Genomic DNA, 21,936 nt, shown 5'->3' on the forward strand with positions numbered 1-21,936 from the left:
TTTTGTGCCAACCTACTGACCACGCCTTATATTGCCCGAAAGCAATACGGAAAGCAAAGTTACCCCGGTAAAAATCTAATTCTGGTTGTGGTAAAGATTTGAGTTGCAGTAGCTCTGGTGTTAACTCGGCACTTTTGGTAATTTGGAGGAGTTGGGAATATGCAGATGTAGTTTGCACTCCAACCTTACCGTCAGCTACCCCAGAGAGGAGCTTTAGATTAATTAGTAATTGTTGAGCTTGAATCGCTAACTTTGGATCGGCAGCAATATCTTTAATTGTTAGCATTTCTGTATAAAAGTGGGTGAAAGTTGCTTTTTAGTAACACTGTTAAATCTTACTTCCTGCAACATAAATTTAAGTCCTGGATTCAATAGTAATCAGGCGATCGCATTGATGCCTGAGCATTGCCACGGAAAAGGTTAAACTAAGGAAATCTTTGGTTTTAAGTATTTTTACAAAGAAGGAAGAGGGAAGTAGGAAGTAGGAAGAAGGCAAGAAAATTCTCAAACTTCTTCCTTCTTCTTTCCTTCTTCCTTCTTCCTTCAACATTAATAATGGCATTCGCTGAAACAGCGAATTCTCTAAAACAGGCATTTAACCGGACTAGCTTTGGAACACAAGCTTTATCGGTATTTGTTATGGGATTAAATGTAAGTTTTTTCCAATTGAGAGGATATGCATTCAAACAAGATGCCATTTCCTTTGGTGACGGGGAAAGTATTGATGTCGATATCAACCGTAGTGGAACAATTACCAAAATTCCAATTACCAAAAAAACTGCAACTTTTAGTTTAGTTGGCGCGACTGATACGGATCTTGTATCTTTACAAAACGAACGAGATAACAATATTGCTGGGCTAATCAACGGTAGCGTGACTGGTGAGGATATAGATATTTTGGGGTATATCGTTCGATCAGCCGTTTTAACTAAAGTCACACCTACGGCACCTATTAATGTCAATGGTTTCAATATCTTTGACAAAATTGAATTGCTTTTTGAAAGCCAAGTTTATAGTTGAGTAATGAGTAATGAGTAATGAGTAATGAGTAAGAGATAAAATTCTCCACTCTTACTCCTTACTCATTACTCATTACTCCTTACTCAATCATGTTTCGACTAACCAGCACAAACTTACCTTTGGTTGCTACGCAACCAAGACCAGCACCTAGTTTCACGATTTGGAGTGGGGAGAATCGGGGGACTGGCCTGGTATTGCGGGTGAATTTCTATGGGAATTGGATCGAAAATCCAGGGTGGGAATTAGATGCTGTTCCTCTAGGGAAACCCTTCGCCACGGGGAAATACTACGTCACACCATTTACCCCAGTAATTCAACAAATCGCCCAATATGTAGGTGTTGAAAATGCGATCGCATCTTCCCCCAATACTTTCTGGCAGTCAGCCACATCTCTATCCCTGTACCAAGGTTCAACTCTCCCTGCGAATGCAGTCGTTACGAGTTCAGTCTCTGCCCCACCCGCAGTAGCGAATAATTACATCTTCTCCACATCAATAGCAGTTAGCAGTATTACTAGCGGTGGGCTAACTTTCACCAACGGTACTGGTATTGGTAACTTTAGCCAAAATGGGCAGATTGTTACGATTTATGGAGATGCTGCTTATTCCTTAATATTAGGACAAGAATTGGTGGTAATAGGGGACGTGATACCTATTTTTTTAGAGGCGATTAGCGCAATTGCCTCTTTCTATTTGCCGGATACTGTTTATTGTGATCGCATCGATTGGGTAGGTAAAAGTTTTAGCCCAGCGCGTGATGCCCTATCCCCACAAATATGGGAGTTTACTTGGGATGTGGAAAGAAAGGTAGCTAATTTATTCTTACCATCAACTTCAATGCCCTATTGGACTGAATCCCATGTGGATTATATTTTAAATAGTTCGGGAGTAGTTGATTTTAATAGGTAAGCAAACAATTATGGCTGTGATTACAAATTGGAGATGCAGACACTGGCATGAGAGAGAAGCTAAAAAAACAGGTATTCTGCTGGAAGAGTTGGGACTACCTCCTGATACATACTTCCGTTTACGGAATAGAGGTATAGATACCATTGCGGAACTGATCGATTTTTTACGCATAAAAGATAATGCAACTCCCGTTAGATTGTCATTGCCATTTCATCAGTTACATAAAATTAACAGAGCAATTAGCGTAAGTAAATTAGTAGAATTAACTGAAATAAAACATAAGATTTTACAAAACAAAGTTGAGAAATATTTTCGAGACATCCGCCGCACAGACGAGGCGTTTATATCCTATAAAAAAGCGAAAGAAGAAAGTCTTTCTACTCTATCAGACACATCCATTAGCTTGTTGCGTAGTTTGAAGTAATTCACTCTTACTTCTTACTCCTTACTCCTTACTCCTTACTCCTTACCCCTTACTTCTCCCATGCCAGCTTATTCAAGAGTCAAATACCTAAAAAGCAATATCGTCAAAAATCCCCCCATTCTACCAATCCCTATGTATTCGGGGGATATCAATTGGAGTCTAACTTTTCAAGGGTTTCCTACCGGAAGTTTTGAATATACAAATATTGCTGAATCTGACTTGCCATCATTTGAAGCTGCTTACAATTATCGGAAAGGGCAACAGGAAAAAATCTATTTGAAAATATGTGGGATAGATTTTGTGATTACCTCTTACGGGTACGATCGCAAAGCTGCCGTTTGGAAAGATACAGTTTTAATAAATGTTTACTCAGTGTCCATTGAGTTACACTCGAAATGGGAAGAATTAGTAAGTCAAGAGATTAAGGTATTTAAATTAGTTCCATTGGGGAGTAGTAGTGTTAGTATTTCTACCCTTTGCAGTTCGGTCAATGTTCCCTATTCTGGAACTCGATTTGATGTTGTCATCCCCACAAATTCCGACAAGGATTATAGTGTCACAATTGATTCTGTCGTCAAAGCATACTCCATAATCTATGGTTGCTATGTTGATTATAACGAAGGCGTGACTTTGCGGGATTTAAACTCTGGGGGTGGGAGTTGGTCATTCACTTCAGAAGAGATTGTTACCGATGGGAAGAATGCCCTTTCTGACGGTGTAGGATATCGGAATACAGAATTAACTTGGGGTACTGGGGCTAACAAAAATAATGTGGCTGCAACTCCAGAAAGTACTTATTCCAAAAAAGAACCATTAATTCAAACTCTAACAGAAGTTGATGAAGATTTAGAGAAGCCACCCGCAGGGACTTTAGTTATCAAAAACATAAGTGATAATACTGCCGAGAAAAAAACCAAACATACAACCGTTTCTATCAATGGTAGCACTGATACCGAAGAGACATGGATTTGGGGATTTGAATATACCGCAGAGGATATCTGCTTACCAAATGGGTTGCCTTTTAGTAGCACACCCGAAAAGTTTTGGAAACTTATTGAATACCAAAAAACTACACATAAATATGAAACTATTGATGGGTTAAGTTTAAATATTAAAGCGAAAGACCCAGACCCGCAATATGCAGATACAGATTTGAGCGGGTTTGTCAACTTAATTATTCATCCAGATTATACAGACTTTGCCACGTTTTCTGGTCAAAGTGGCACGTTTCAAAGTAATGCTAAATATTTAACCGAAAGTAATACTCAAGGATGGACCAGAGCGCGGTTTGTGCAAGAGTCAGATGATAAGTTAATTACTTTTGACAAAGATGATCCTGACTATCCACTAGCCAAATTTCAATCCCTCCCCTCAACTTCTATTACCGCCTACTCCTTAATTAATAGCCGCACTCTATATAAAACTGATCCAAATTTACCATTTAGTGTGGAATGGAAGCTTTATGATGAACTAGAACCGCGAATTAAAGAACTAATAGATACTCATGGACAGCAGATATCAAGTGCGGGAAAAGTCGGTATTCTTTACCCTGACCCGAATTTTGTAGAACCAATGGCTATCTTGGTAGAAAGCCATCAAAGTTCTTCTTTTGCTTTTACCCCTAATCCTGAGTCTACATCAGATTATCCTTTAGCACCTTATATCACAGGGGAAGAAACATTTAATAGAACTGATCGCACCTTTGTAAATGATAATCAATATAAAGAAAAGGTGAGCGAGTTTAACAGTCAAAGTTCTGGCTTTTCTGATTTAATCGAAAAAGTAGTTTTTAGAAATGTTTTGGGGAAGTTACCGGAGGCGACTACACGAAAATCTGATTGGGATAAAACTGATGGAACGCTGACAGATTTATCCAATGCAACTCATATTCAACACTATTTCATGGATTCTGACGATTCAACTCTTATCCCCCTTGGAAGGACTAAGAATTACCCAACTGCTACAACCTTGAATCAGGCGGTATTGGCGGCAGTTACGGAATTGCAAATTGAAGGGATGGGGAAAGATACAATAGCGCGATCGCTGTTTCCATTTTATCCGAATCTGCGAAGTGGCGATCGGGTTGTTACGCCATACAATAGATTTAGTAATATGGGTGATTGGCGGATTGCTAATGCTTCATTTAAATTAACATTTAGGGGGATTAGTGATAAGTATGGGTTGCATCCTATTTGTCAATGCGAACCAACTTCCATTTCATTGGGCTTGATAAGGAAAAGGAACGTGACGACATATAAGCAAGATGCCGCAACGCCAACAGATGATAAAACTGCCTCTGATCCAAAGATGTCAGTAACGGGGGGTACCACACAGACAATTGGGAAGGTATTGGCTAATTCACCAAATCGTCGGAGGTATTGATGAAATCGGAAGTCGCTATAAAGCAGTCGCAAGTAAAGAAAACAAAGAAAGCTAATAAAGAAGCCCCAAAGCTTGATTTTTCTTCTATTCCAGCATTAATTCTATATTGCAATCTGGGATTAATATTAGTTGAACTTCACCAAGGCAGCGTTGATAGTGTACTAAATAATGCCTTTGTCAATTATCAAAAGCTGGCTCAAGCAACACCCATAATGGGAACCACGTTAACTAAAATAGGTTGTTTAGGAGAACAAATAGCGACTATTAAAATATTTGGTTTTTCTGAGGAGAAGTGGCAGGAAGAATTGACGCTATTTTTTCTTAAAAATACTTGGACGGAAGAGTTAGCGTCAAATGTTATCAAAACTCACAAAGGAATTAGAATGAAGCTTTTAGATTATTTAATTAAAGGTTAATTTTATGGTAAAAAAAACAGAGAGAGAATTAGCAGAGCTACTGGTTAACATTATCCGATCGCAGCAACCCACATTCACAGTTCAAGGCTCAAAGTTGACTGGGAAAAACAGCAATGGAGATACCTTTGAATTGCAGATGTTTCCCAGTAATGTAATTAATCAAAGTACAGCAATTTCGCGTTAAAGCAATGCCTGAGTTCTTGACTGAGTTAACTAAATTTTTGTTGGGAGTAGAGGCTATTAGGCGTTTTGAAATAGACGCTCATATTTCGACTGATAACGGGTTTATTTATGTGGGAAATTATGAGCTTATTCATAATCAAATGTCAAAATCTGAACTAACCTCAATGGAACTATGGGGATGGATTAAATCAGGAGAATCCTGGGCTTTTTACATAGATGGATAAGAACACAAAGTTAGCCCAATACATCTTAGATGCGATCGCATCCAACCCCGTTTTTTTCACTAGTAGCTGCGGCATTGTAAATAACGACGGGACGGTGAATGTAAAACGGGAAAATGGAACTTCTGTAAATGCGATCGCAGCAAACATCACTGGGAGTGGTGACTGTGCTGTATTTCAGGTGGAAGGGGAATATTACGCCTTTTCTACATCGGTGCGAAAAGTGGAGAAAGAGGCGATCGCTATTAATCGGCGGAGCAAGAAGAAATCAGACATACTTGCACCAGTATTTTTATTAATCAATGATAAAGAGTCGCCACAAAAGATAGTAGATGTATCCACTCGAAGTAGCCGTCATCTGACTTTTTCGCTAGGAAGGTATTGGACTAACATTAGGATAATGTTTATTCAATATAGCTCTAGTCCTCCTCTTGCTGGAGACAAGAATTCACAATTTACAATCAACTATCCGGGAGGTAGTTATCAGGGAGAATTTAATGGTTTACAATATGGCGATATTCCAGAAAAGATAGATGGCATTTGTCGGACACCAATTATTAATTGTGTTGATATAGATAGTGTAGACAAGGTTTTAGATGTTACTTGGAATGTATCTTTTACTGACTCTATTAGCAATTCTGAGTATGATGCTATAAGAGATGTAGCGGCAATTATACTTTTGCGATTTTCAATGCCAGCTATTGTTACTAATGGGGTCAAGAAAACGACGATTTCTACCTTTGAAACAGAATATTTTTGGTCTAATGATTATGGATTGTACTTTCAATTAGCTGGGGGCGGATGCAACGCTATTGATTTCTTACTTGACAATAAAAACCAGATTTATATGCGTTTGGTGCAAAAAGGTATAGGAGCAAAAATTTTTACTTACAGCAAGTCGGCAAACTTTCCTTTGGTAAATGAGGTTATAGAAACATTTGCTATAAACAAGGGATTAAGCGCTATTACTGTCCCCTCTATTTTTACGGGTGGGAAAACCTTCTCATTTTCACCAGATAATGAATTATTTTTAAAAAAGAAAACTATTATGGTTTCTGGTTCAGGAAGAATAGATCCTAACTATAATCCAGTGCCTTCTCCTCCTAACATAAATAGAATAAATGTACCGATAAATCAAGATATTTATAATTTATCTCAAGCTTGTACTAATTCTGGGGTAGTTATTTTTTGATATGCGCTCACAATATGCCTCAACCATAACCCCACCCGCACCCACTATCATCCTTACTGTTGGTTCCACAACATTGGCTAGTGCTGGCACAAAGAGCATTTGGATATACTGCCGCAATCGCGCTGGGGTAACACTTTTTTCCCCTAGAACCGATATAGCGATCGCACCCAATCAAGGTTTACAAATTACCCTCCCCTCAGCGATTCGCCAAACTGGTAGTGATATTCGGGAAATTGGGGTAGTAATGTCGAACGATATTATCCCAGATAACGGGTGTGTGGTGGCGACGTATTTGGGGTATGAAGCGGATGGGAAAACTATAACAGCACTGCCAACTGCGATCGCACTTTTTACCGATGACCATTTTCAAATTCGCGCAGTCGTCCTTACCCCATCAGCGTTACCCAGTAGCAATCAGCAATTAGGGATGCGGCGGTTGGTTGAATCCACCAATCAAATTGTGCAGTGGAGTAGTCGCGCATCGTCATGGGTTCCCTGCCTCCCTCAAACTTTCAATCCTTACATTGCTAGTACCCTATCTGAGGGTGGGGCAGACGTTGATTTATCTTTTATTACCGATACTAGTGCGATTATTTTCCCTGATTACGATTCCAGTGGGGATTTATCACAGCCAGTAATATTTTGGATTGTCAACGATACAAACTATGACATTCCCCAAGGGAAACGGATTCGGATTAGTGCTGCCACCGATGATGCAGATGCTGGGGCAGATGACTTTAAGGGATTACTGCAATTGACCTTTTTAGGGTATGTGAACACCCTAACCGGGGTAATTGATACCACACAAATGACAGTGGGGGGAACATTTACTTATCAGGGGGACATGGTAACAAATTTATTACTCCCCAAACCTCTGTCACCCAATTATGGTTATATTTTGCAAGTGCAACTGGCGTTTGACGACGCTGATGTGGGGAACAGTGTGGCACAGGGGGCAATTCTAAAAATCTATCCGCGAATTGCGGCTAATTTCTCAGAATATGACCCCAATGCCGATTTTGATTACATCGTTGACATTGATGCGGAAGATAAGCGGCGAATTTTAGCCAATGGAACTGGGTTAGATTTAGTTGCAGGAGTAGGTAGTGGTGTTGTTGCTTACTATCGTTTTCGCACATTAGGACAGCAGATGGTTCCGGGTGCCCTGTCGAATACTGCTAATCAAATGGTAGTCATTACCAATAACGGTACTTGTTTTGTCACCAACACTATTCCCAACACTGCTGCACTTCGGGCAATGATTGGGACTATAGATGGGGTGGGGACTGCTAGTGGGTGGAGTAGTGCAATCGCCCTTTCTAATTCCTTACTGCTACAGTTAAACTTGGCACATCCCAGTACAATTCGGACTGATTACCCAGACGTAATTGCTGGAATGAGTGACCAGTTGAATGCAACCCAAGTTCGGGTATACGTGCGTTCCGTTAGTAATGGAACAATATTAATTTTTGATACTCCAATTACCGGGATTTCCCCAGAGTCTATTTTTGCTGGCTCATTGGCAACATCTACGGATACTGAAATACCTTCGGTAGATGGTGATTTTGGGCTATTTACGCCGGGTGCATTTACAGTATTGGCTGTGAGTGGTACGAGTATTTTTGCGGCTGGGGAGTATCAAGTTGCGATCGCTTATGTCTATAGTGGGACAGTTACATCGATTTCTCACGCATCTCCGCCGTGCATAGTGGAGTTTTTCTTTGATCGGAATGCTTACATTAAGTCGCAAGAAGATAGTTTCATCAATGCATTAATATTTGGTTGAGGTTTAGATGAAAGCACAAATTTCAGGAGAAATAAAACCAACTTGGCAAAGTTTAAGAAAAGCTATTCTAGAGAAGCGGTTACGTTAAATCATCCGCCAGTTTTGGCGATTTTACCAACAATTAGATAGTCAGTATTGTTTCGCCCCAGGTTATGCCAACAAATTTAAACAACATTTCGGCGATCGCCAATAACACCCCATCCCAAATATATCAAGTCCCAAGCGGTGTAGCATCGGTCATCTTAAAAGTAGCGATCGCATCTGTAGTAGCACAAAACATTCAGATATTTTTGACTAAACAAGAAATCGACAATACTTTTATTACCTTAATTCCTGGGAAGCAGATACTTGCAACTAATCCAGATGTTTACTCTCCACCACTAGAGAAACTAGTTTTACTAAGTGGGCAAAAGGTATTCATTCAAGCGACTACAATTAAAAAAGTTAGGGGTACGGGGATATTCGGAACACCTTGCTACTTTGATCCATTGCAGCCACTTCCCCCAAGTGCGATTGCTCATATCTCTTTATCCGTTGCGGAAAAATCGTAAAGAAAGGACTACCATCATGGCTGGACTTAACATAATTAAAACTGAATTAGCAAAAACTGACTATACAGATTTGGTGAAAGCAAAAGACTATCAAGGGATAGCCGATAATTTAAATAATCGCCCCTTGATTCCTAACCCCGTCCCCCAAGCAACGGTTGATAAGATACCAACGATATTGGAATTATTTGGAGCGATCGCACCCGCAGAGGCAATTGAGATATACAAACTCCCTGGATTAGTCGCTGATATCCGAACTGCGGCGGAAACTAAAAATAAAGCAGCTTTACAAGCATATTTAGCAATCGTTTCTAGCTTGTTATCGCAACAATCAAAAGATGCGATCACGGCATTGTTAGCTCAAACCCAGCTAGACCCTAGTTATCAGCCACAAATCACTAGTCTTTCTACTGCTGAGAAATTGGGCATTTATCCTGTGATACCCGCACAAATCCAATCAGCAATTTATTTATAATAATTATGCCAACACCCACCTACATCTCGTATCCAGATACTAATGGAGTTGCTCAAAAATCGGGAGTGGTACAAGATGCCTCTGGAATCAATTACCCGTTGGTACGCTTTGATGACAACGTGATTAATTCACTGCAAACGGGTATATCTGGTACTTATCTGAATGGGAATATCATTGGGAGTTATTTTAACTTTAATTTAGTTGCCGGGAATATTGGTTGGTCAGGTGCGATCGCAGGAGCATCACTGCACATAAATAATCAGATTTTAGCAACGGATACCTTATCTTTGTTGCTATTCTCCATATTACCCGCAGCTACTAATATTGATGGTACGGATTCAGGTGTATTGACGTTGACTGATACCGAAGCTGACAGCTATATTGGCTCGTTGACTTTTGCAAATGCAGTATTAACGTCAGGGCGATCGCTGTTCAGTACCTCCACGTTGAATTTAAAATACACAACTGAATTAACACTCAATACATTAACTGGCATTCTGGTATTAAATGCTGCCAGTCAGCGTGTATTGTCAGCGGCCAGGATAAATTTAAAGCTACAAATCACTAAGAGTTAAGATGTGGAGAGAGTCGCTATATAGACAAGCTAGCCCAGTCCCGTTGCTGGGGAATTGTACTCAATGTGCGGATGGATTTGTCAAGTACGTACAGTTCTTGGAGTTCCCAGCTTTTCCTGTGCGGTTCCATGTAGATAGAAGCAGTAGTCCGTCTGGTAGTACTGGGGTGGTTCAAGTGCATTATTGGTCGGCAGTGCCTACTTCATCCCCTAATTTTAGTACCCGTTTTTGGCTAGCGGATATTCCTGCTGGTGGCGGATCTTTTTCCTTTCAACCTGCGCCAAATAAATCATGTATATCGCTTTTCAAAAAGAATAGTACTGGCAGTTTTGATTGTGTCTGCACTAAATTTATTCCTGATTCAAAATTGTTTGTGCCTCAAACGTTTTAAAAATATGTGGCGATCGCTCGTTAGATTTATTATTTATTTAGGGTTGCGCGATAAACCAAAACTATTCAGATTCTTGGCAGAAATTGAATATGGCGTAGCTATTTTTTGCGAAAAGTTACAGCGCCAAGCTATATCTGAAAATCTGCCTAACCTTGCTAGACTTCTCGAAGATCACGGCAAGCAAGAAAAAAAACATGGAAAAATGTGGGCATCTTTAGCTGATGGTAGTAGCCGCATCCATTTATCCGATAATGGGCAATGGATTGAGATGGTTCGCCCATCGGGTGAAAACATCGCCAAGCCTACTCTAAATAATGGTGTAACTAAAACTATTGTTTGGGATTCTGTTAAGTTTCCCGGAGAGCAGTTAGTGGGGTTATTCAAAAATTTTGATGGCATTTCAAAACGGTATTTGACGGGGCAAATCATGTTCGGGGGACGCGCCGCATTCGACTTTTCTTGGGAGGATAAACTAGCTTTTTTCCACCTTTTAGAAGAAGAGACAGCCATCTTATGCCAAGTAATAACTGAATCAACAGATGATGACGCAATTAGAGCGATCGCTCTACAAATTACTGGCGATGAACTTAACCACGCAAATTATTTAAAATCCGCCCTAAATCAATTTGCACCACTACCGGAAGCGGCTCTTGACAAATGGCGCGATCGCCTGTGGTGGGCAAAATGGGGATTGGCGGTTGATATAGCGCGATTTTTAATATATTAAATCACGTTCAATCTCGTCGCTTCTGTATTCTGCAATTAACAGCATAATTTATCCCGCCATTTGTAAATATTTGTTGCAAAAGCCCCTAAAGGAACCGTGGTTCTTTGACTTTTCCCACTAATTATGATATTAAATATTTTCGACATCATTTCTAGCTTTTTGAGCGATATCAGGTGATAAACGTTGCAAGCCCTGCTGCAAGACATCTTCCCTATCTTCGTCTGGCGCTAATCCTGGTGCGCGTTGAAAACCCGTCTCTGCGATTGTCTTTGGGTCTGGGGGATTATCAAGAATTTGTGCGCCAATCCGCCTTAGCATTCGTTCATTAGCAGTAAAAGCTGAACAACGACAGCCAAAAGCGCAGCTGGGAAATGCCACTTTCCAGAAAGGGTGATTAGCTGGAATAGCCTTATTATCCAAAGCCAAATGATTAGGGCGAGGAATTACTGAATCTCTATGCTTCCATACCCAATAAGGTCGTCTTTCCAGCATATCCGGTGAGGTCGCTTGCTCATAGCGTCCGGCAGCATAAGCGCGGCGAGAATTTGTATCAAGAATAGTGTAGATCCTTTTGTCACTGGGCTTCCAGCCTTTTCTTCCAACCAGCCGTTTAAACTGACTAGTGAAAGTTTCGAGGTCGTTACCTTTACTAATCGCTTGATCAACCAACCACCGCACATCGGAAAGCAAATCTCCTCTAGTTAAACCAGAAACAGTAAAAGCAAAGTCATGATTTTGAGCCGTGAACTCATCCCAACGTTGGGTGGGGATGATAACTTTCTTTCGGAAATATGCGATCGCCTGTTTGAACGGCTGCGAAAGCCAAGCGGGAGCCTTAGCATCAGTTCTAGTTGGATCGCTCATCTCTTCGTCAAGCTCATCCCCGACATCTGCCATCCCTGCTAACTGTGCAAGCATTCGGGATTGTTCAATGACTTGAATGAAGATTTTTGGGTTGATTTTTGAGTAAAGGTCGGGGATGCGATCGCGTAAATCTTCCAAACTTGAGAAGTCCTTTAAATTCCCGCTAATTGCCTGAATCCAATTGTTGATAGGAAGCTTTTTCGCGTACTGTTTAACGATTAAATCTACTATGTCTTCTTTGTTGGAGTTTGAGTCAAGAACTTCATATTGGTCTTTTTTTTTAGCACCTGATCGCACTGGATCAGAATCTTTCCTTTTACGAGTAGTAGAATCAGTCCTTAGCTCCCGTTTCCAAGCATACCCACAATATTTATCCTTAATCCCAAACCCATAAACACCAATGGGAGTATAAAATTCACCATCGGCTGTACCATCAGCGAGGTATTTCCAATCCCCTAACTTCAATACCTCTTCCGGGTAGGTAGATTGAACAATTTGCAACACATCACTACTAGTTGGCGCACCGCCAGCGAATAACTTATTGTCAAAGGTTTGTACCCCTGAACTTAGGCGAGGTTCACCCAAACTACAGTTATCTTGCCTATATACTTGCAACTCCGTTGGGTCAACATTTTCAATTCCTCCAAAGCGATCGCGCCCAGCATGATAATTAAAGCAATCCCGTGCAGATAAGGAGTCTTGAAACCCAATAAAATATTTATCTTCATCAGGCATCCCCGTTGTTGGGTCGAGTTGTCGCACCTTGTAAGCTTGCTCGGATTCTAGGCGATCGCCCAAATAAACGTCTAGCGCTTTACCATCGGGGGCATCTCCATAACTGCGGCGGATATGGCCATAGGATGATTTCATCGGTCGAGACAACGGAAATCTACTATCTTTTGGTTCATGAGTCACGCCAATTGAGATGCCGTTCCAGTTCACGATTTTTTTCACTGGGTCAGCACCATCTTTTCGGAAGTCGGAAGTCGGAAGTCGGAAGTCGGAAGTATTGGATTTCTTACTTCCGACTTCCGACCTCACACTTCCGACTTCATTAAGTGAGTCTTGATTTGTCGTGTCGGTCCCATCATCTTCACTGCCATCATCGCCACCAAACTGCTGCTGTTGCTGTGCTTGTTGGTCTTCAGCTTCCTTTTGCTTCTTGGCGTATAATTTTTCATCTAAAGTAGTTTCCACACTATATTTAGATCCGCCAAAGCGAGAAGCCCGAACTTCTTCGGGTAACAAAACCCCAGCACTCAGATAAGTATTATCGGTTGTGGACTGAGTGGAACGACTGCTAACAATATCTGTCTCTGATTCCTGGAGTAGGGAAGGAAAATCAAAACCCCAGTCATCTGGTTCAACTCCTTTACTTGGCCCATCTTTGGCAAGGAAAATCAATTGCCCAATAACTTTTAACTTTGGTAGCCACTCAATTTGTTGAAATGCGGCAACATCAGAACTCCAGTTCTTCTCCTCGCTTTCACCAGTGGCTCCCAATCCGCTTGGTGATTCCCCAAATAGGCGATCGTGGGGAATCCCAGATGCTCCAATAAAAGCATCGCGCAGTTGAGTCGCTATCTCCCCCACCCCACTAAAGTTCCGTGAAGGGAATTCGACGCTTTCACCATCAGCATCAGCAGCGAAACCACCAAAGACTGAGGTCATCATCCTCATCAGGTGCAGCCTAGATTTTAGCAGTAACTCATCGTTGGTTTTCACCATTGCCGCCAAACCTTTCAGCTTGTAGACAAAGATACTGCAATCTTGCACCATTGCCCCGATCGCCTTTAAGGACGTTTTCCAATCGCGGTAATCTTCCCACAGCGATTCCAGGATGCTGCCACCCCAACCCTGACTTTCGTACAACATATCGGGGGTGTAAGCATAACCGTCGAATCTGATAATCCGTGATGAGTGGATTAGAAAGTTTGTCTCTTCTTTATTTGCGAATAGCTCGTTAAATTTACGGAGTAAAAATTCTGGTAAAACTAACCGATAGAATTCTGGGTCGGCGGGGTTAATCCCAAGCTGGATTTCAGGGATAATTTTGTTGCAGTCAATTACTTCTAAGGAAACAATAGTTTTAATTTTAGTTTTATCAAGTGGTTCATCTGGGTTCTTCCCGTCATCGGCAATGATGATGATTACCGCCCCACCGTAAATATTTGCCTGAATTTGGGCTTCATTCAACTTTTCTTTCGTTTTCAGGCGATCGTGGTATTTGGTAAACGTGCCAATTATTTTTTGGTCAGAATCATTCCCTAAAATTAGATTCCATCCCTTCAATACCGCACTATCTGCCTTTGCCCGGACTACCCGCCGACAAATGGGTACACGGTATAATTCCTCTAACTTCTCCTTAGGGATTCGTTTGCTTCTGCCAATAAAAGTATACTCAGAGCGATCGCCCCCTGTCCCCATCTGGGTAATAGCATTTATCAAGGTGGCATCGAGCCGAGTCTCTTCAGTTTCTTCGACAAAAGGGTTTTCGGGCATAGCGAAGAAAGTAATGAGTAAGGAGTAATGAGTAATAAGTAAGATTTTTCTAACTCATTACTCCTTACTCATTACTCATTACTCCTTTCCCAGACTGGATTTCGCTGTTTCACATAATGGCGTTCGCTGAAACAGCGAATTTATAAAAAAATTAACTGCGATCGCGTAAAGTAGATGGCAGCGAAAGACCCGAGGCTGTCAAAGGGAACTGTTCCTTCCTCAACACAACTTCCTCCTTCCTTCTTCCTACTAACTTCACAATATTGCTATGCCCATTGGTGTTATTGATTACGATCGCCCCAAGAACCTCGCAACCACTCCGACTGAGCTAGAGGCAGAATTCCGGGTTACTACGACAACCGCGAACGCAATTAAAACAGAGTGGTTTTTGACCCTTGACCCAAATAACGTTGCCCAAGTTTCTACCGTCACCATCACGGCAGGAACGACGGCTGATTTTTATGCGATTCAAGTAACTGTAGGCACTGATGTTCACACTTATCGACATAAGCAGATAGCTTCGGAAACAGCTACTTCAATCGCTGCTTTTCTGGCTACCTTAATTAATACCAACGCCAATGTCCAGGCTCAATCTAGCGGCAATATAATTACAATTACATCTTTAATTCCAGCCCAAGCATTTGTATTATCAAATGCCGACTCTACGACAGTTGGAAATGTAGTATTTGCCACTACAACACCCAATTCAGGGACAGTCTTGCATCGGAAAATTGCTGATGCCACCCTTACTTTTACTGCAAATCCGGCTGGGTTTCCATCTGTCAACGTTTCTGGGAACTGGTATGACGGTGGACTTGTGCCTGTGTTGAAACAAAGTTTTGGGCCACTTGTTGGGACTGGGAATAGTACGATTGATGCTATTCAGACAGCGCAGGGTGTTAATCGACCAATTACGTGAGGGAGTAATGAGTAATGAGTAATGAGTAATGAGTTAGCTATTGTTTTTCTTTTAGTTTGTTAATTGAAGATGTTAGTATTTTGATAATTCGCTCATTCTCTTCAATTAAGCTCTGAAACTTTGACGTTGGGACTAGCTCTGACCTTATCATTATTCTTATCCAGTACAAAGTTTCGTTAGCTTCTTTTAAAGCTATAGAGTACTTACTTACAAAGTCTCTGTTTGATTGTGCATACTTAGCCTCTGAACAATTTGCCCCAATTGATGTTCCACTTCTCAAGAATTGCTTAGATAGAATTTTACCCGCATTGTCAAAAGGCTTTTTATTTAGCTCAGAGTAAGCTTTGATAATTCTTTTTACTCTATGAGTGATGGGTATTTACTCATTACTCATTACTCATTACTCATTACTCAAAGAAGTTGGATATTAAAAAAATTTACAGGGCATGGATAGAAGTTAAAGGGGAATCTATTTCTGCTTACGCTATCCCTAATTTGGTTAAAGTTCCCGATGAGGAAGTGCATCTAAGGTTTAAATTAAACGAAAAATGTGGTGAACTGAACGCGATCGCACTGGGCAAGGATTTTCGCATTGACTACGATTCATCCTCAATTGAGATGCTGGAGGCAAAACCCAAGTCTCGGTATGGGCGGCTAAAGAATTCTCAGGGGGAGACGGATTTTCAAATAGTTGAAGAGGGGTTGAGTGATGCGATCGCTTATTACTTGACTGATTCTCATGAGAAAGCTGGGGAGGGTGTGGGTTTGGAAGTCATGCCCCAGCGAGATGATGTGACTGAAGATGACCAGATTGCGATTAATTCAGAGGGGAGAATTTATGTTTCCGGTAATGTCAAGGATAAGGTAGTCAAGGTTCGCACTACGGTAGTTTATCCAAGGGTGGTTGTGGTGTTGCCTGAATTGTTGGTGGAGGTGCGATCGCACCTCGTCTGTTTATGGGGGGACGGGTCAATTAAGTATGTTGGGGTGAAGGGAGAAATTCAAACGGGTGGGGTGATTTCGCCTAAGAATCAGATGCGAACCGTTAAAATTGATCTTGGAGAAGTAGAAATAGAGACTTTATGCGATATTTCATAGACCTAGAATTTATTGAAAACGCCAAAACAATAGATTTGATTAGTATTGGAATTGTTGCCCAAGATGGCAGAGAGTTTTATGCGGTCAACGAGGAGTGCAATTTTAGCAAAGCAAATTATTGGGTTCAAGAAAATGTTATCCCTAGTTTGCCTGTAAAAAATGACCCTGCATGGAAAACCAGGGACATGATTGCATTTGAAGTAGTGGCATTTATAAAACAAGAGCCGGAATCTGAACTATATCATCATACATTTGGATCGCTTTGCAATTTGCCAATGGATGAAAAACCAGAATTCTGGGGTGAGTGGTGCGCTTATGACTAGGTGGGTTTCTGCTGGCTTTTTGGCGAAATGGTGCATTTACCCAAAGGTTTCCCAATGCGGTGCAATGATATTATTCAATTAGCTGAAGTTGAAAGAGGAATTGAGTCTAGTGAGTTACCACCTTCACTTGAAGTAGATGGAAATCACAATGCACTATTGGGTGCAAAGACTGTGAAAAGGCGCTGGGAATGGCTTAATTACCAGGGTGAGGGTTGGCAGTGATTGAAAAAGAAGAGAATAGCGGTAATGAAATTTACTACCGAATTAAGTTTAACGGACAAGAGATTGCAATTTGTGAGTTGCAATGGTTTGACGAATCTGGTTACAACCCAAAATTTTGGTTAGCCGAAGAAACTTTTGCTACCAGAGAAGACGTGATCGCCTTCTTAAAATCAAAAGTCCTACCTGATAATTTATTGCTTGCTATTAAGAGTTTTTTGTCTGTAAATGATCCCTTTAAACTCTAATGGAATGGGTTAGATTAGATTTTACTGATAATGATTTTCAACTTTTATTTAAGTCCGATATTCCAGCCATCAAGCATCAAAAAATCCGCAGCTATCATTTAGAGTTGCTGCAAGAGTTGTCGGGAATGCCTGTCTGGCCGCCGGATGAAGTCGCTCTTGTTCTATATAATAACTTTCCCCTACATTATCAAAAGGTTGCCGAATTGTTGGGTGTAAAGTGCGATCGCTTGACCGATGAATCCCGCCATCTCCTCTTAGTTTGCACTGCACCAGTGGGAGAAGATGAATCGGTGCGCCCTGGGTTATCGCACGTTGAGCAATTAATGGGGTATTCACTGGAAAAAACACCAGTTGTAGTTGACGATGGGAGGGTAGCGCCGACTACTGGCGATTATGTGCTGGATGTGAAGACTGATTTGTATTTGATTTTTAAGCGTCATGCACCGAAACTTTGGGAGGTTCATTCACTTGAAGAATGCGCGTTGTTATGCAAACAGGCTAACGAACGGATGAAAGATCCCGACGACGCTGATGATGGGAAGGGTTGGGGGAAGAAAGCTGAAGTGGTTGATGATGAAATGTTTTTGGAGAGGAAGGAAGAAATAGTTTTTGCGTTAGGTGCGATCGGTGTTACTCCACCAGACGGATTTTGAATTGCTATAGTGATGTCACCAATTTAGGGTAATTTCGCGGAAGTCTAAATATGGATCAGTCTATAGAGCTATTATTGAAATTTAATGAAAATCAATTAAATCAAGCAAATATAGTTTACGACGTACCATTTATTGGTGACGATCGCTAGTACCTTTACGATCACACCAAAGTTCGGTATTTTTTATTGTTTTGGATGTCAGAAACATGGCGATCCAATTAAGTTTTTGGAGTTGATGACCAACAAAAATAGTAAAGAGATAGTAACAGAATTATCCGCAAAATATGATTTAACTACTTGAATTGGGCAAACTAAGCGTAGCCTTGCACAAAAAGCTAATGTCTAACCGACCGCCCAAAAATATCTGTTTAATCTGCGATCGCGCGATCATCTTCAATTTCAAATTAAAAGGCTGGTCGTGGTGGGCTACAAGATGCGATGGCAGAATAGTTGGAGCAGTGCATGACGATTGTGCAAATCCAAGGCTGCAAGATTGACATCCTCCCCACCCTACAACGTTAGCGGATAAAGTTTTATTGCAAACACCCTTAAAGGAACCGTGGTTCTTTGACTTTTAGCAGGAGATATGATATTAGGTTTTGAACGCACTAAGTATCATTTGCTATTTCGATATTTCCCAAAAATATCTGCTATCAGTTAATCCAAAAACTTTTTCAATAACAGAATATGAACTATCAGGGCAATCAGCTTGTCCGATGCAAGCCCAAGATTCACCCGTCCATTGAGCCGTCGCAACTTTAAAACCTATACCATCTAAATATTCGTCTAAAATATCAAAAGTTGGCAGCCCATTTCCTAGATAACGACGGAAAATTAACCCGTAAGACAGGGCGATCGCTACCACTTTTGCAACCTCAAATTCCGCCTCAAAGCTATATTGCATAGGTATCAGTTGATGTTAAGTCCGTACTCCCAATTATGCTCAGATTTCTTTATCGACCTTAACAATTACTTTACTAACTACTTTGAACTAGAGCAGACATATAGAAACGAGGGCATCGCTCCAGGCGATCGCTTTGGAGTAATTACAATTCGCTCACTCGACCCAGATCCGAGTAAAACATCTGGGACTGAGGTGAGGCAGGGTTTTGAATTTTTGTTGGTGAAAATGGAAATTTTAATGACACTGGGAGCAAGCGATCGCATTTCTTCCGAAGGGTTGGCATTGGCGGCGGCTCTAGATTTGCACCACGGTATTCCAGCGTTAAAACAATTTCTTAGAGAAAGTCTAATTTATGACCTCAAAACTGACGAGCAAATTACCACTGTGAAGCGGCAGGCGTTGAAATCACCAAACAACTATATTGTTGATGTTGTGTGTGGTGCGATCGCAAATATTGCAATTTATGTTGACATCAACGGACAGCACGTAATTAAATAGCTTGTCAATATAGTTAAAATGAGTTAATTTGTGTTTGATAGAAAACATTGACTCCAATGCAGACTGCACTTGGTTTTATTGCAACCGCAATTCACGAAATACTCAATCCATTATTTCAAGATATAAAGGAGATCAAGAAAATGGCTTCAGAAATTCTTACTGGCATTCAAGCGGAAGATGCAGAACTTCAAACATTAGACGATCGCATCTCTGAGGTTGTAACCGAGTATGAAACAGCTGCTCAGACCGAGAAGGATGCTTACACAGCACTTGAAGATAAATACAACACACTGATTGCCGCATCTGGAGCATCTGTAGACCCAGCAGAATTGTCTGCTGAAAAACAAGCGATCGCAGATTCCACGGCTAAGGTAGCTGCAATAATCGCAAGGTTAGGCAATTCCACAACTTCTAATTCAACGACTCAAGTAGCTCCTCCCGCAACTCCTGATTCAACGTCTCCTGTAGCGGCGACAACCACTCCTGATTCAACATCTGCAACACCTGCAACGCCTGTAGCATTTGGTGTTACGACACCTTAAAGAGAGTAATGAGTAATGAGTAAGGAGTAAGATTTTTCTAACTCATTACTCCTTACTCATTACTCATTACTCCATCTTTCTCCCTTCCTTATTAAAAAAAATGAATTATAAATTACGCGGTGTGGAATATGCGATCGCCAACAGTAGCGACACAATTCTGACCAAAATAGCGGTATCAATGAAAAATGGCATGGCTGATTGGGAGGATGATGCGCGGGTTGCCTATGCCGTTTCTGTCGCTTGTCCATCCATTCCAAGTGACATTGCTAGCTATAAGCCACCCAATGAATTTACGATGTCTCTTGACAGCATGGAAATTGCGGTATTCATGCTCTCGTTAAATATTGCGATTTTACAAAAGTCAAAAGTTCAGTCTGATGCAGATAAAGCAGCAGTTAGAAAGAAAATTCAAGAATTAAATAAAAGTTTGCTGAGTATCGATAAAGGGTTAACTTCTGAACAGGTGAAGCTGCTTGTTGGGCAAGTCACTGTTACAGAACAGAATACGGACGCTGAATCAATTCTTGTAGAATCTCAAGTTGTTGATGAACCTTTGAGTGACGAGGAAGAGGCGATCGCACGAAGGTATTTGAAACAGCAAGAATCAAAATGACCGTAAAGAAGGGGAGTAAGGAGTAATGAGTAATGAGTAAGGAGTTAGAAAGAAAGAATTTTAACTTATCGCTTCTTCCACAAGCAAATAATCATACTCCATCTTTCTTACTTATTACTCCTTACTTATTACTCCTTACTTATTTTGAAGATGACGGTAAAGAAGCCTGATTGCACAGGGCAGCGATTTGGATTATTAACGGTGCTGGGTATTGCCGAGAAACGCTCCAAAGACAATAGACAATTATGGCGATTGCAGTGCGACTGCGGCAAAATTATTGAAAGACCCCGCAGTAATTTTGCAACACACAAGAACCTTTCTTGCGGATGCCAAAAACGATTAAGACAAATACAGCGCAATCAACAACGAGCAAAACCTGACTGCACTGGGCAAAGATTTGGAATGTTACTTGTACTTGGGTTAGGTAGCAGCCACCCCAAGCATGGGCGTTTATGGAAAGTGCTGTGCGATTGTGGCAACATCGTTGAATCAACTAGAACAAATCTTGATAGTGGTCGCCAAATCTCCTGCGGTTGCAGAGGCAAACAAATATTGGTTGATAGTCGCCGTCCTATTGATATCAAAAGAGTTAGATTTGGCGATTTAGTAGCGATCGCCCTAACGGGTAAAAAAGATTTGTACAATCAACCAACTTGGAAATTGCAGTGTGATTGTGGCAACACCTGCAAAATATCGTTAAAAATACTTAACAGCAAATGCAAATATAACAGTAACGTTAATTGCGGTAATCGTGCTGATCACCCAGAAAATCACTGCTCCTATCCCCCAAATCCCCTACCTTATCCACCGGAAGCTGGGGAACTATTGATAAAATATCTACCGTTAACAGAACTTAACTATCCTCTTATTGATACTGCTGTTGAAGATGAAAAGCGCGATCGCCTCTTACGCGCTGCTTGGATTTTGGCTTATCGGCGATCGCAGGGTGAGGAGATATCCGAATTGCACGAAAAAAGATATATTTATAAATCTTTGCGCTACTGTTCAATTGATGTTTTCTGGCGGCGAAAACTTGAACAACATGGCGGATTCTTGTATGATGTCAATGGTATCAAAAGACAAATAGGTAGCACGATGACCGACTTAACATCGAACAACTACCCTGTAATTGAGGCGCAGGGGATAATTAACGTACCTAATAATCCTGTTTCAAAACATTTGAGATTCCGGCGTTGTTGAGCAAATTATCTAAAAGTGCAAAGTCGGGAATCGAACCCGCCCGGAACTTCCCCGGTTTTGTGGCATGAAGCCATTTATCATCAATCCATGATTCTTTGCAAAGTAA

30 protein-coding genes are annotated in these 21,936 nt (G+C 41.0%); 26 read left to right on the plus strand and 4 right to left on the minus strand.

From position 1 onward, the window contains the following. Positions 1–286, minus strand: a 286-nt coding sequence (locus HWQ38_RS08140) for a hypothetical protein (protein WP_292792106.1), incomplete at its 3' end; no start/stop codon positions are given. A gap of 269 nt (positions 287–555) precedes the next feature. Here HWQ38_RS08140 and HWQ38_RS08145 point away from each other — a divergent pair. From HWQ38_RS08145 to HWQ38_RS08205, 13 genes are all read left to right on the plus strand, one after another. Continuing rightward, positions 556–1,020: a hypothetical protein gene (locus tag HWQ38_RS08145; RefSeq protein ID WP_292792108.1), complete on the plus strand. Its 465-nt coding sequence runs from the start codon at positions 556–558 to the stop codon at positions 1,018–1,020. A gap of 89 nt (positions 1,021–1,109) precedes the next feature. Further along, positions 1,110–1,928, plus strand: a complete 819-nt coding sequence (locus tag HWQ38_RS08150) for a hypothetical protein (protein ID WP_292792110.1) — start codon at positions 1,110–1,112, stop codon at positions 1,926–1,928. Between the two features lie 10 nt (positions 1,929–1,938). Further along, positions 1,939–2,352, plus strand: coding sequence for a hypothetical protein (locus HWQ38_RS08155; RefSeq protein WP_292792112.1), 414 nt, complete (start codon positions 1,939–1,941; stop codon positions 2,350–2,352). A gap of 132 nt (positions 2,353–2,484) precedes the next feature. Further along, positions 2,485–4,734, plus strand: coding sequence for a hypothetical protein (locus tag HWQ38_RS08160; RefSeq protein ID WP_292792114.1), 2,250 nt, complete (start codon positions 2,485–2,487; stop codon positions 4,732–4,734). Further along, positions 4,734–5,150 (plus strand): hypothetical protein, encoded by a 417-nt coding sequence (locus HWQ38_RS08165; RefSeq protein ID WP_292792116.1) that lies wholly within the window; start codon positions 4,734–4,736, stop codon positions 5,148–5,150. Before HWQ38_RS08160 ends, HWQ38_RS08165 begins: the two co-directional genes overlap by 1 nt. A gap of 4 nt (positions 5,151–5,154) precedes the next feature. Further along, positions 5,155–5,334 carry a hypothetical protein gene (locus tag HWQ38_RS08170; RefSeq protein ID WP_292792118.1) on the plus strand — a complete coding sequence of 60 codons (180 nt, stop codon included), beginning with the start codon at positions 5,155–5,157 and terminating at the stop codon, positions 5,332–5,334. A 4-nt stretch (positions 5,335–5,338) separates the two neighbouring features. Beyond that, entirely contained in the window at positions 5,339–5,557 is a 219-nt protein-coding gene (locus HWQ38_RS08175; RefSeq protein ID WP_292792120.1) for a hypothetical protein, read from the plus strand. Further along, positions 5,550–6,746 (plus strand): hypothetical protein, encoded by a 1,197-nt coding sequence (locus HWQ38_RS08180; protein ID WP_292792122.1) that lies wholly within the window; start codon positions 5,550–5,552, stop codon positions 6,744–6,746. The genes HWQ38_RS08175 and HWQ38_RS08180 overlap by 8 nt, the downstream gene beginning before the upstream one ends. A gap of 1 nt (position 6,747) precedes the next feature. After that, positions 6,748–8,532: a hypothetical protein gene (locus tag HWQ38_RS08185; RefSeq protein ID WP_292792123.1), complete on the plus strand. Its 1,785-nt coding sequence runs from the start codon at positions 6,748–6,750 to the stop codon at positions 8,530–8,532. A 152-nt stretch (positions 8,533–8,684) separates the two neighbouring features. After that, the gene (locus HWQ38_RS08190) at positions 8,685–9,083 is read left to right on the plus strand and encodes a hypothetical protein (protein WP_292792125.1); all 399 of its coding nucleotides are present in this window, start codon (positions 8,685–8,687) and stop codon (positions 9,081–9,083) included. Between the two features lie 16 nt (positions 9,084–9,099). Continuing rightward, positions 9,100–9,555, plus strand: coding sequence for a hypothetical protein (locus HWQ38_RS08195; protein ID WP_292792127.1), 456 nt, complete (start codon positions 9,100–9,102; stop codon positions 9,553–9,555). A gap of 5 nt (positions 9,556–9,560) precedes the next feature. After that, positions 9,561–10,130 carry a hypothetical protein gene (locus tag HWQ38_RS08200; protein WP_292792128.1) on the plus strand — a complete coding sequence of 190 codons (570 nt, stop codon included), beginning with the start codon at positions 9,561–9,563 and terminating at the stop codon, positions 10,128–10,130. A gap of 335 nt (positions 10,131–10,465) precedes the next feature. Then, on the plus strand, positions 10,466–11,248 hold the full coding sequence (locus HWQ38_RS08205) for a hypothetical protein (protein ID WP_292792130.1): 783 nt from the start codon (positions 10,466–10,468) through the stop codon (positions 11,246–11,248). A 129-nt stretch (positions 11,249–11,377) separates the two neighbouring features. Here the strand turns inward: HWQ38_RS08205 and HWQ38_RS08210 are convergent, their stop codons facing one another. Next, positions 11,378–14,614, minus strand: coding sequence for a phage portal protein (locus HWQ38_RS08210; protein ID WP_292792132.1), 3,237 nt, complete (start codon positions 14,612–14,614; stop codon positions 11,378–11,380). Between the two features lie 268 nt (positions 14,615–14,882). On the opposite strand from HWQ38_RS08210, the gene HWQ38_RS08215 reads away from it, so the two are divergent. Next, entirely contained in the window at positions 14,883–15,533 is a 651-nt protein-coding gene (locus HWQ38_RS08215) for a hypothetical protein (protein WP_292792134.1), read from the plus strand. 37 nt (positions 15,534–15,570) lie between these two features. Here HWQ38_RS08215 and HWQ38_RS08220 read toward each other — a convergent pair whose 3' ends face one another. Continuing rightward, positions 15,571–15,912: a four helix bundle protein gene (locus HWQ38_RS08220; protein WP_366933257.1), complete on the minus strand. Its 342-nt coding sequence runs from the start codon at positions 15,910–15,912 to the stop codon at positions 15,571–15,573. A 41-nt stretch (positions 15,913–15,953) separates the two neighbouring features. Between HWQ38_RS08220 and HWQ38_RS08225 the strand changes: the two genes are divergently transcribed. The 7 genes from HWQ38_RS08225 (at position 15,954) to HWQ38_RS08250 (ending at position 18,570) form a co-directional block, all read left to right on the plus strand. Then, entirely contained in the window at positions 15,954–16,631 is a 678-nt protein-coding gene (locus HWQ38_RS08225; RefSeq protein ID WP_292792136.1) for a hypothetical protein, read from the plus strand. After that, a complete protein-coding gene (locus HWQ38_RS08230; RefSeq protein WP_292792138.1) occupies positions 16,616–16,954 on the plus strand; it encodes a 3'-5' exoribonuclease in 339 nt (112 codons plus the stop codon). The genes HWQ38_RS08225 and HWQ38_RS08230 overlap by 16 nt, the downstream gene beginning before the upstream one ends. A 54-nt stretch (positions 16,955–17,008) precedes the next feature. Then, positions 17,009–17,176: a hypothetical protein gene (locus tag HWQ38_RS08235; RefSeq protein WP_292792140.1), complete on the plus strand. Its 168-nt coding sequence runs from the start codon at positions 17,009–17,011 to the stop codon at positions 17,174–17,176. After that, positions 17,173–17,421, plus strand: coding sequence for a hypothetical protein (locus HWQ38_RS08240; RefSeq protein WP_292792142.1), 249 nt, complete (start codon positions 17,173–17,175; stop codon positions 17,419–17,421). Before HWQ38_RS08235 ends, HWQ38_RS08240 begins: the two co-directional genes overlap by 4 nt. After that, on the plus strand, positions 17,421–18,074 hold the full coding sequence (locus HWQ38_RS08245; RefSeq protein WP_292792144.1) for a hypothetical protein: 654 nt from the start codon (positions 17,421–17,423) through the stop codon (positions 18,072–18,074). The genes HWQ38_RS08240 and HWQ38_RS08245 overlap by 1 nt, the downstream gene beginning before the upstream one ends. Before the next feature lie 135 nt (positions 18,075–18,209). After that, positions 18,210–18,374, plus strand: a complete 165-nt coding sequence (locus HWQ38_RS40390; protein ID WP_366933256.1) for a CHC2 zinc finger domain-containing protein — start codon at positions 18,210–18,212, stop codon at positions 18,372–18,374. A gap of 37 nt (positions 18,375–18,411) precedes the next feature. Next, complete coding sequence (locus HWQ38_RS08250; protein ID WP_292792146.1) at positions 18,412–18,570, plus strand: hypothetical protein; 159 nt, start codon at positions 18,412–18,414, stop codon at positions 18,568–18,570. A 125-nt stretch (positions 18,571–18,695) separates the two neighbouring features. On the opposite strand, the gene HWQ38_RS08255 is transcribed toward HWQ38_RS08250, so the two are convergent. Continuing rightward, positions 18,696–18,977 carry a hypothetical protein gene (locus HWQ38_RS08255; protein ID WP_292792148.1) on the minus strand — a complete coding sequence of 94 codons (282 nt, stop codon included), beginning with the start codon at positions 18,975–18,977 and terminating at the stop codon, positions 18,696–18,698. A gap of 12 nt (positions 18,978–18,989) precedes the next feature. On the opposite strand from HWQ38_RS08255, the gene HWQ38_RS08260 reads away from it, so the two are divergent. The 5 genes from HWQ38_RS08260 to HWQ38_RS08280 all read left to right on the plus strand — a co-directional run bounded on the left by HWQ38_RS08260 (position 18,990) and on the right by HWQ38_RS08280 (position 21,830). Continuing rightward, entirely contained in the window at positions 18,990–19,475 is a 486-nt protein-coding gene (locus tag HWQ38_RS08260) for a hypothetical protein (protein WP_292792150.1), read from the plus strand. Between the two features lie 140 nt (positions 19,476–19,615). Then, the gene (locus HWQ38_RS08265; RefSeq protein ID WP_292792151.1) at positions 19,616–20,017 is read left to right on the plus strand and encodes a hypothetical protein; all 402 of its coding nucleotides are present in this window, start codon (positions 19,616–19,618) and stop codon (positions 20,015–20,017) included. 100 nt (positions 20,018–20,117) lie between these two features. Continuing rightward, the gene (locus tag HWQ38_RS08270) at positions 20,118–20,630 is read left to right on the plus strand and encodes a hypothetical protein (RefSeq protein WP_292792153.1); all 513 of its coding nucleotides are present in this window, start codon (positions 20,118–20,120) and stop codon (positions 20,628–20,630) included. Between the two features lie 32 nt (positions 20,631–20,662). Beyond that, a complete protein-coding gene (locus HWQ38_RS08275; protein WP_292792155.1) occupies positions 20,663–20,800 on the plus strand; it encodes a hypothetical protein in 138 nt (45 codons plus the stop codon). After that, positions 20,781–21,830, plus strand: a complete 1,050-nt coding sequence (locus tag HWQ38_RS08280) for a hypothetical protein (RefSeq protein ID WP_292792157.1) — start codon at positions 20,781–20,783, stop codon at positions 21,828–21,830. The genes HWQ38_RS08275 and HWQ38_RS08280 overlap by 20 nt, the downstream gene beginning before the upstream one ends. The last annotated feature ends 106 nt before the right edge of the window (positions 21,831–21,936 follow it).

The sequence above is a fragment of the Nostoc sp. NMS7 genome (assembly GCF_017115085.1).
Lineage (GTDB): Bacteria > Cyanobacteriota > Cyanobacteriia > Cyanobacteriales > Nostocaceae > Nostoc.

Coding starts and splice junctions, on each gene's coding strand:
- HWQ38_RS08145 (WP_292792108.1), top strand. CDS start 556: ATGGCATTCGCTGAAACAGCGAATTCTCTAAAACAGGCATTTAACCGG.
- HWQ38_RS08150 (WP_292792110.1), top strand. CDS start 1,110: ATGTTTCGACTAACCAGCACAAACTTACCTTTGGTTGCTACGCAACCA.
- HWQ38_RS08155 (WP_292792112.1), top strand. CDS start 1,939: ATGGCTGTGATTACAAATTGGAGATGCAGACACTGGCATGAGAGAGAA.
- HWQ38_RS08160 (WP_292792114.1), top strand. CDS start 2,485: ATGTATTCGGGGGATATCAATTGGAGTCTAACTTTTCAAGGGTTTCCT.
- HWQ38_RS08165 (WP_292792116.1), top strand. CDS start 4,734: ATGAAATCGGAAGTCGCTATAAAGCAGTCGCAAGTAAAGAAAACAAAG.
- HWQ38_RS08170 (WP_292792118.1), top strand. CDS start 5,155: ATGGTAAAAAAAACAGAGAGAGAATTAGCAGAGCTACTGGTTAACATT.
- HWQ38_RS08175 (WP_292792120.1), top strand. CDS start 5,339: ATGCCTGAGTTCTTGACTGAGTTAACTAAATTTTTGTTGGGAGTAGAG.
- HWQ38_RS08180 (WP_292792122.1), top strand. CDS start 5,550: ATGGATAAGAACACAAAGTTAGCCCAATACATCTTAGATGCGATCGCA.
- HWQ38_RS08185 (WP_292792123.1), top strand. CDS start 6,748: ATGCGCTCACAATATGCCTCAACCATAACCCCACCCGCACCCACTATC.
- HWQ38_RS08190 (WP_292792125.1), top strand. CDS start 8,685: ATGCCAACAAATTTAAACAACATTTCGGCGATCGCCAATAACACCCCA.
- HWQ38_RS08195 (WP_292792127.1), top strand. CDS start 9,100: ATGGCTGGACTTAACATAATTAAAACTGAATTAGCAAAAACTGACTAT.
- HWQ38_RS08200 (WP_292792128.1), top strand. CDS start 9,561: ATGCCAACACCCACCTACATCTCGTATCCAGATACTAATGGAGTTGCT.
- HWQ38_RS08210 (WP_292792132.1), bottom strand. CDS start 14,614: ATGCCCGAAAACCCTTTTGTCGAAGAAACTGAAGAGACTCGGCTCGAT.
- HWQ38_RS08215 (WP_292792134.1), top strand. CDS start 14,883: ATGCCCATTGGTGTTATTGATTACGATCGCCCCAAGAACCTCGCAACC.
- HWQ38_RS08230 (WP_292792138.1), top strand. CDS start 16,616: ATGCGATATTTCATAGACCTAGAATTTATTGAAAACGCCAAAACAATA.
- HWQ38_RS08235 (WP_292792140.1), top strand. CDS start 17,009: ATGCGGTGCAATGATATTATTCAATTAGCTGAAGTTGAAAGAGGAATT.
- HWQ38_RS08245 (WP_292792144.1), top strand. CDS start 17,421: ATGGAATGGGTTAGATTAGATTTTACTGATAATGATTTTCAACTTTTA.
- HWQ38_RS08250 (WP_292792146.1), top strand. CDS start 18,412: ATGTCTAACCGACCGCCCAAAAATATCTGTTTAATCTGCGATCGCGCG.
- HWQ38_RS08255 (WP_292792148.1), bottom strand. CDS start 18,977: ATGCAATATAGCTTTGAGGCGGAATTTGAGGTTGCAAAAGTGGTAGCG.
- HWQ38_RS08260 (WP_292792150.1), top strand. CDS start 18,990: ATGTTAAGTCCGTACTCCCAATTATGCTCAGATTTCTTTATCGACCTT.
- HWQ38_RS08265 (WP_292792151.1), top strand. CDS start 19,616: ATGGCTTCAGAAATTCTTACTGGCATTCAAGCGGAAGATGCAGAACTT.
- HWQ38_RS08270 (WP_292792153.1), top strand. CDS start 20,118: ATGAATTATAAATTACGCGGTGTGGAATATGCGATCGCCAACAGTAGC.
- HWQ38_RS08275 (WP_292792155.1), top strand. CDS start 20,663: ATGAGTAAGGAGTTAGAAAGAAAGAATTTTAACTTATCGCTTCTTCCA.
- HWQ38_RS08280 (WP_292792157.1), top strand. CDS start 20,781: ATGACGGTAAAGAAGCCTGATTGCACAGGGCAGCGATTTGGATTATTA.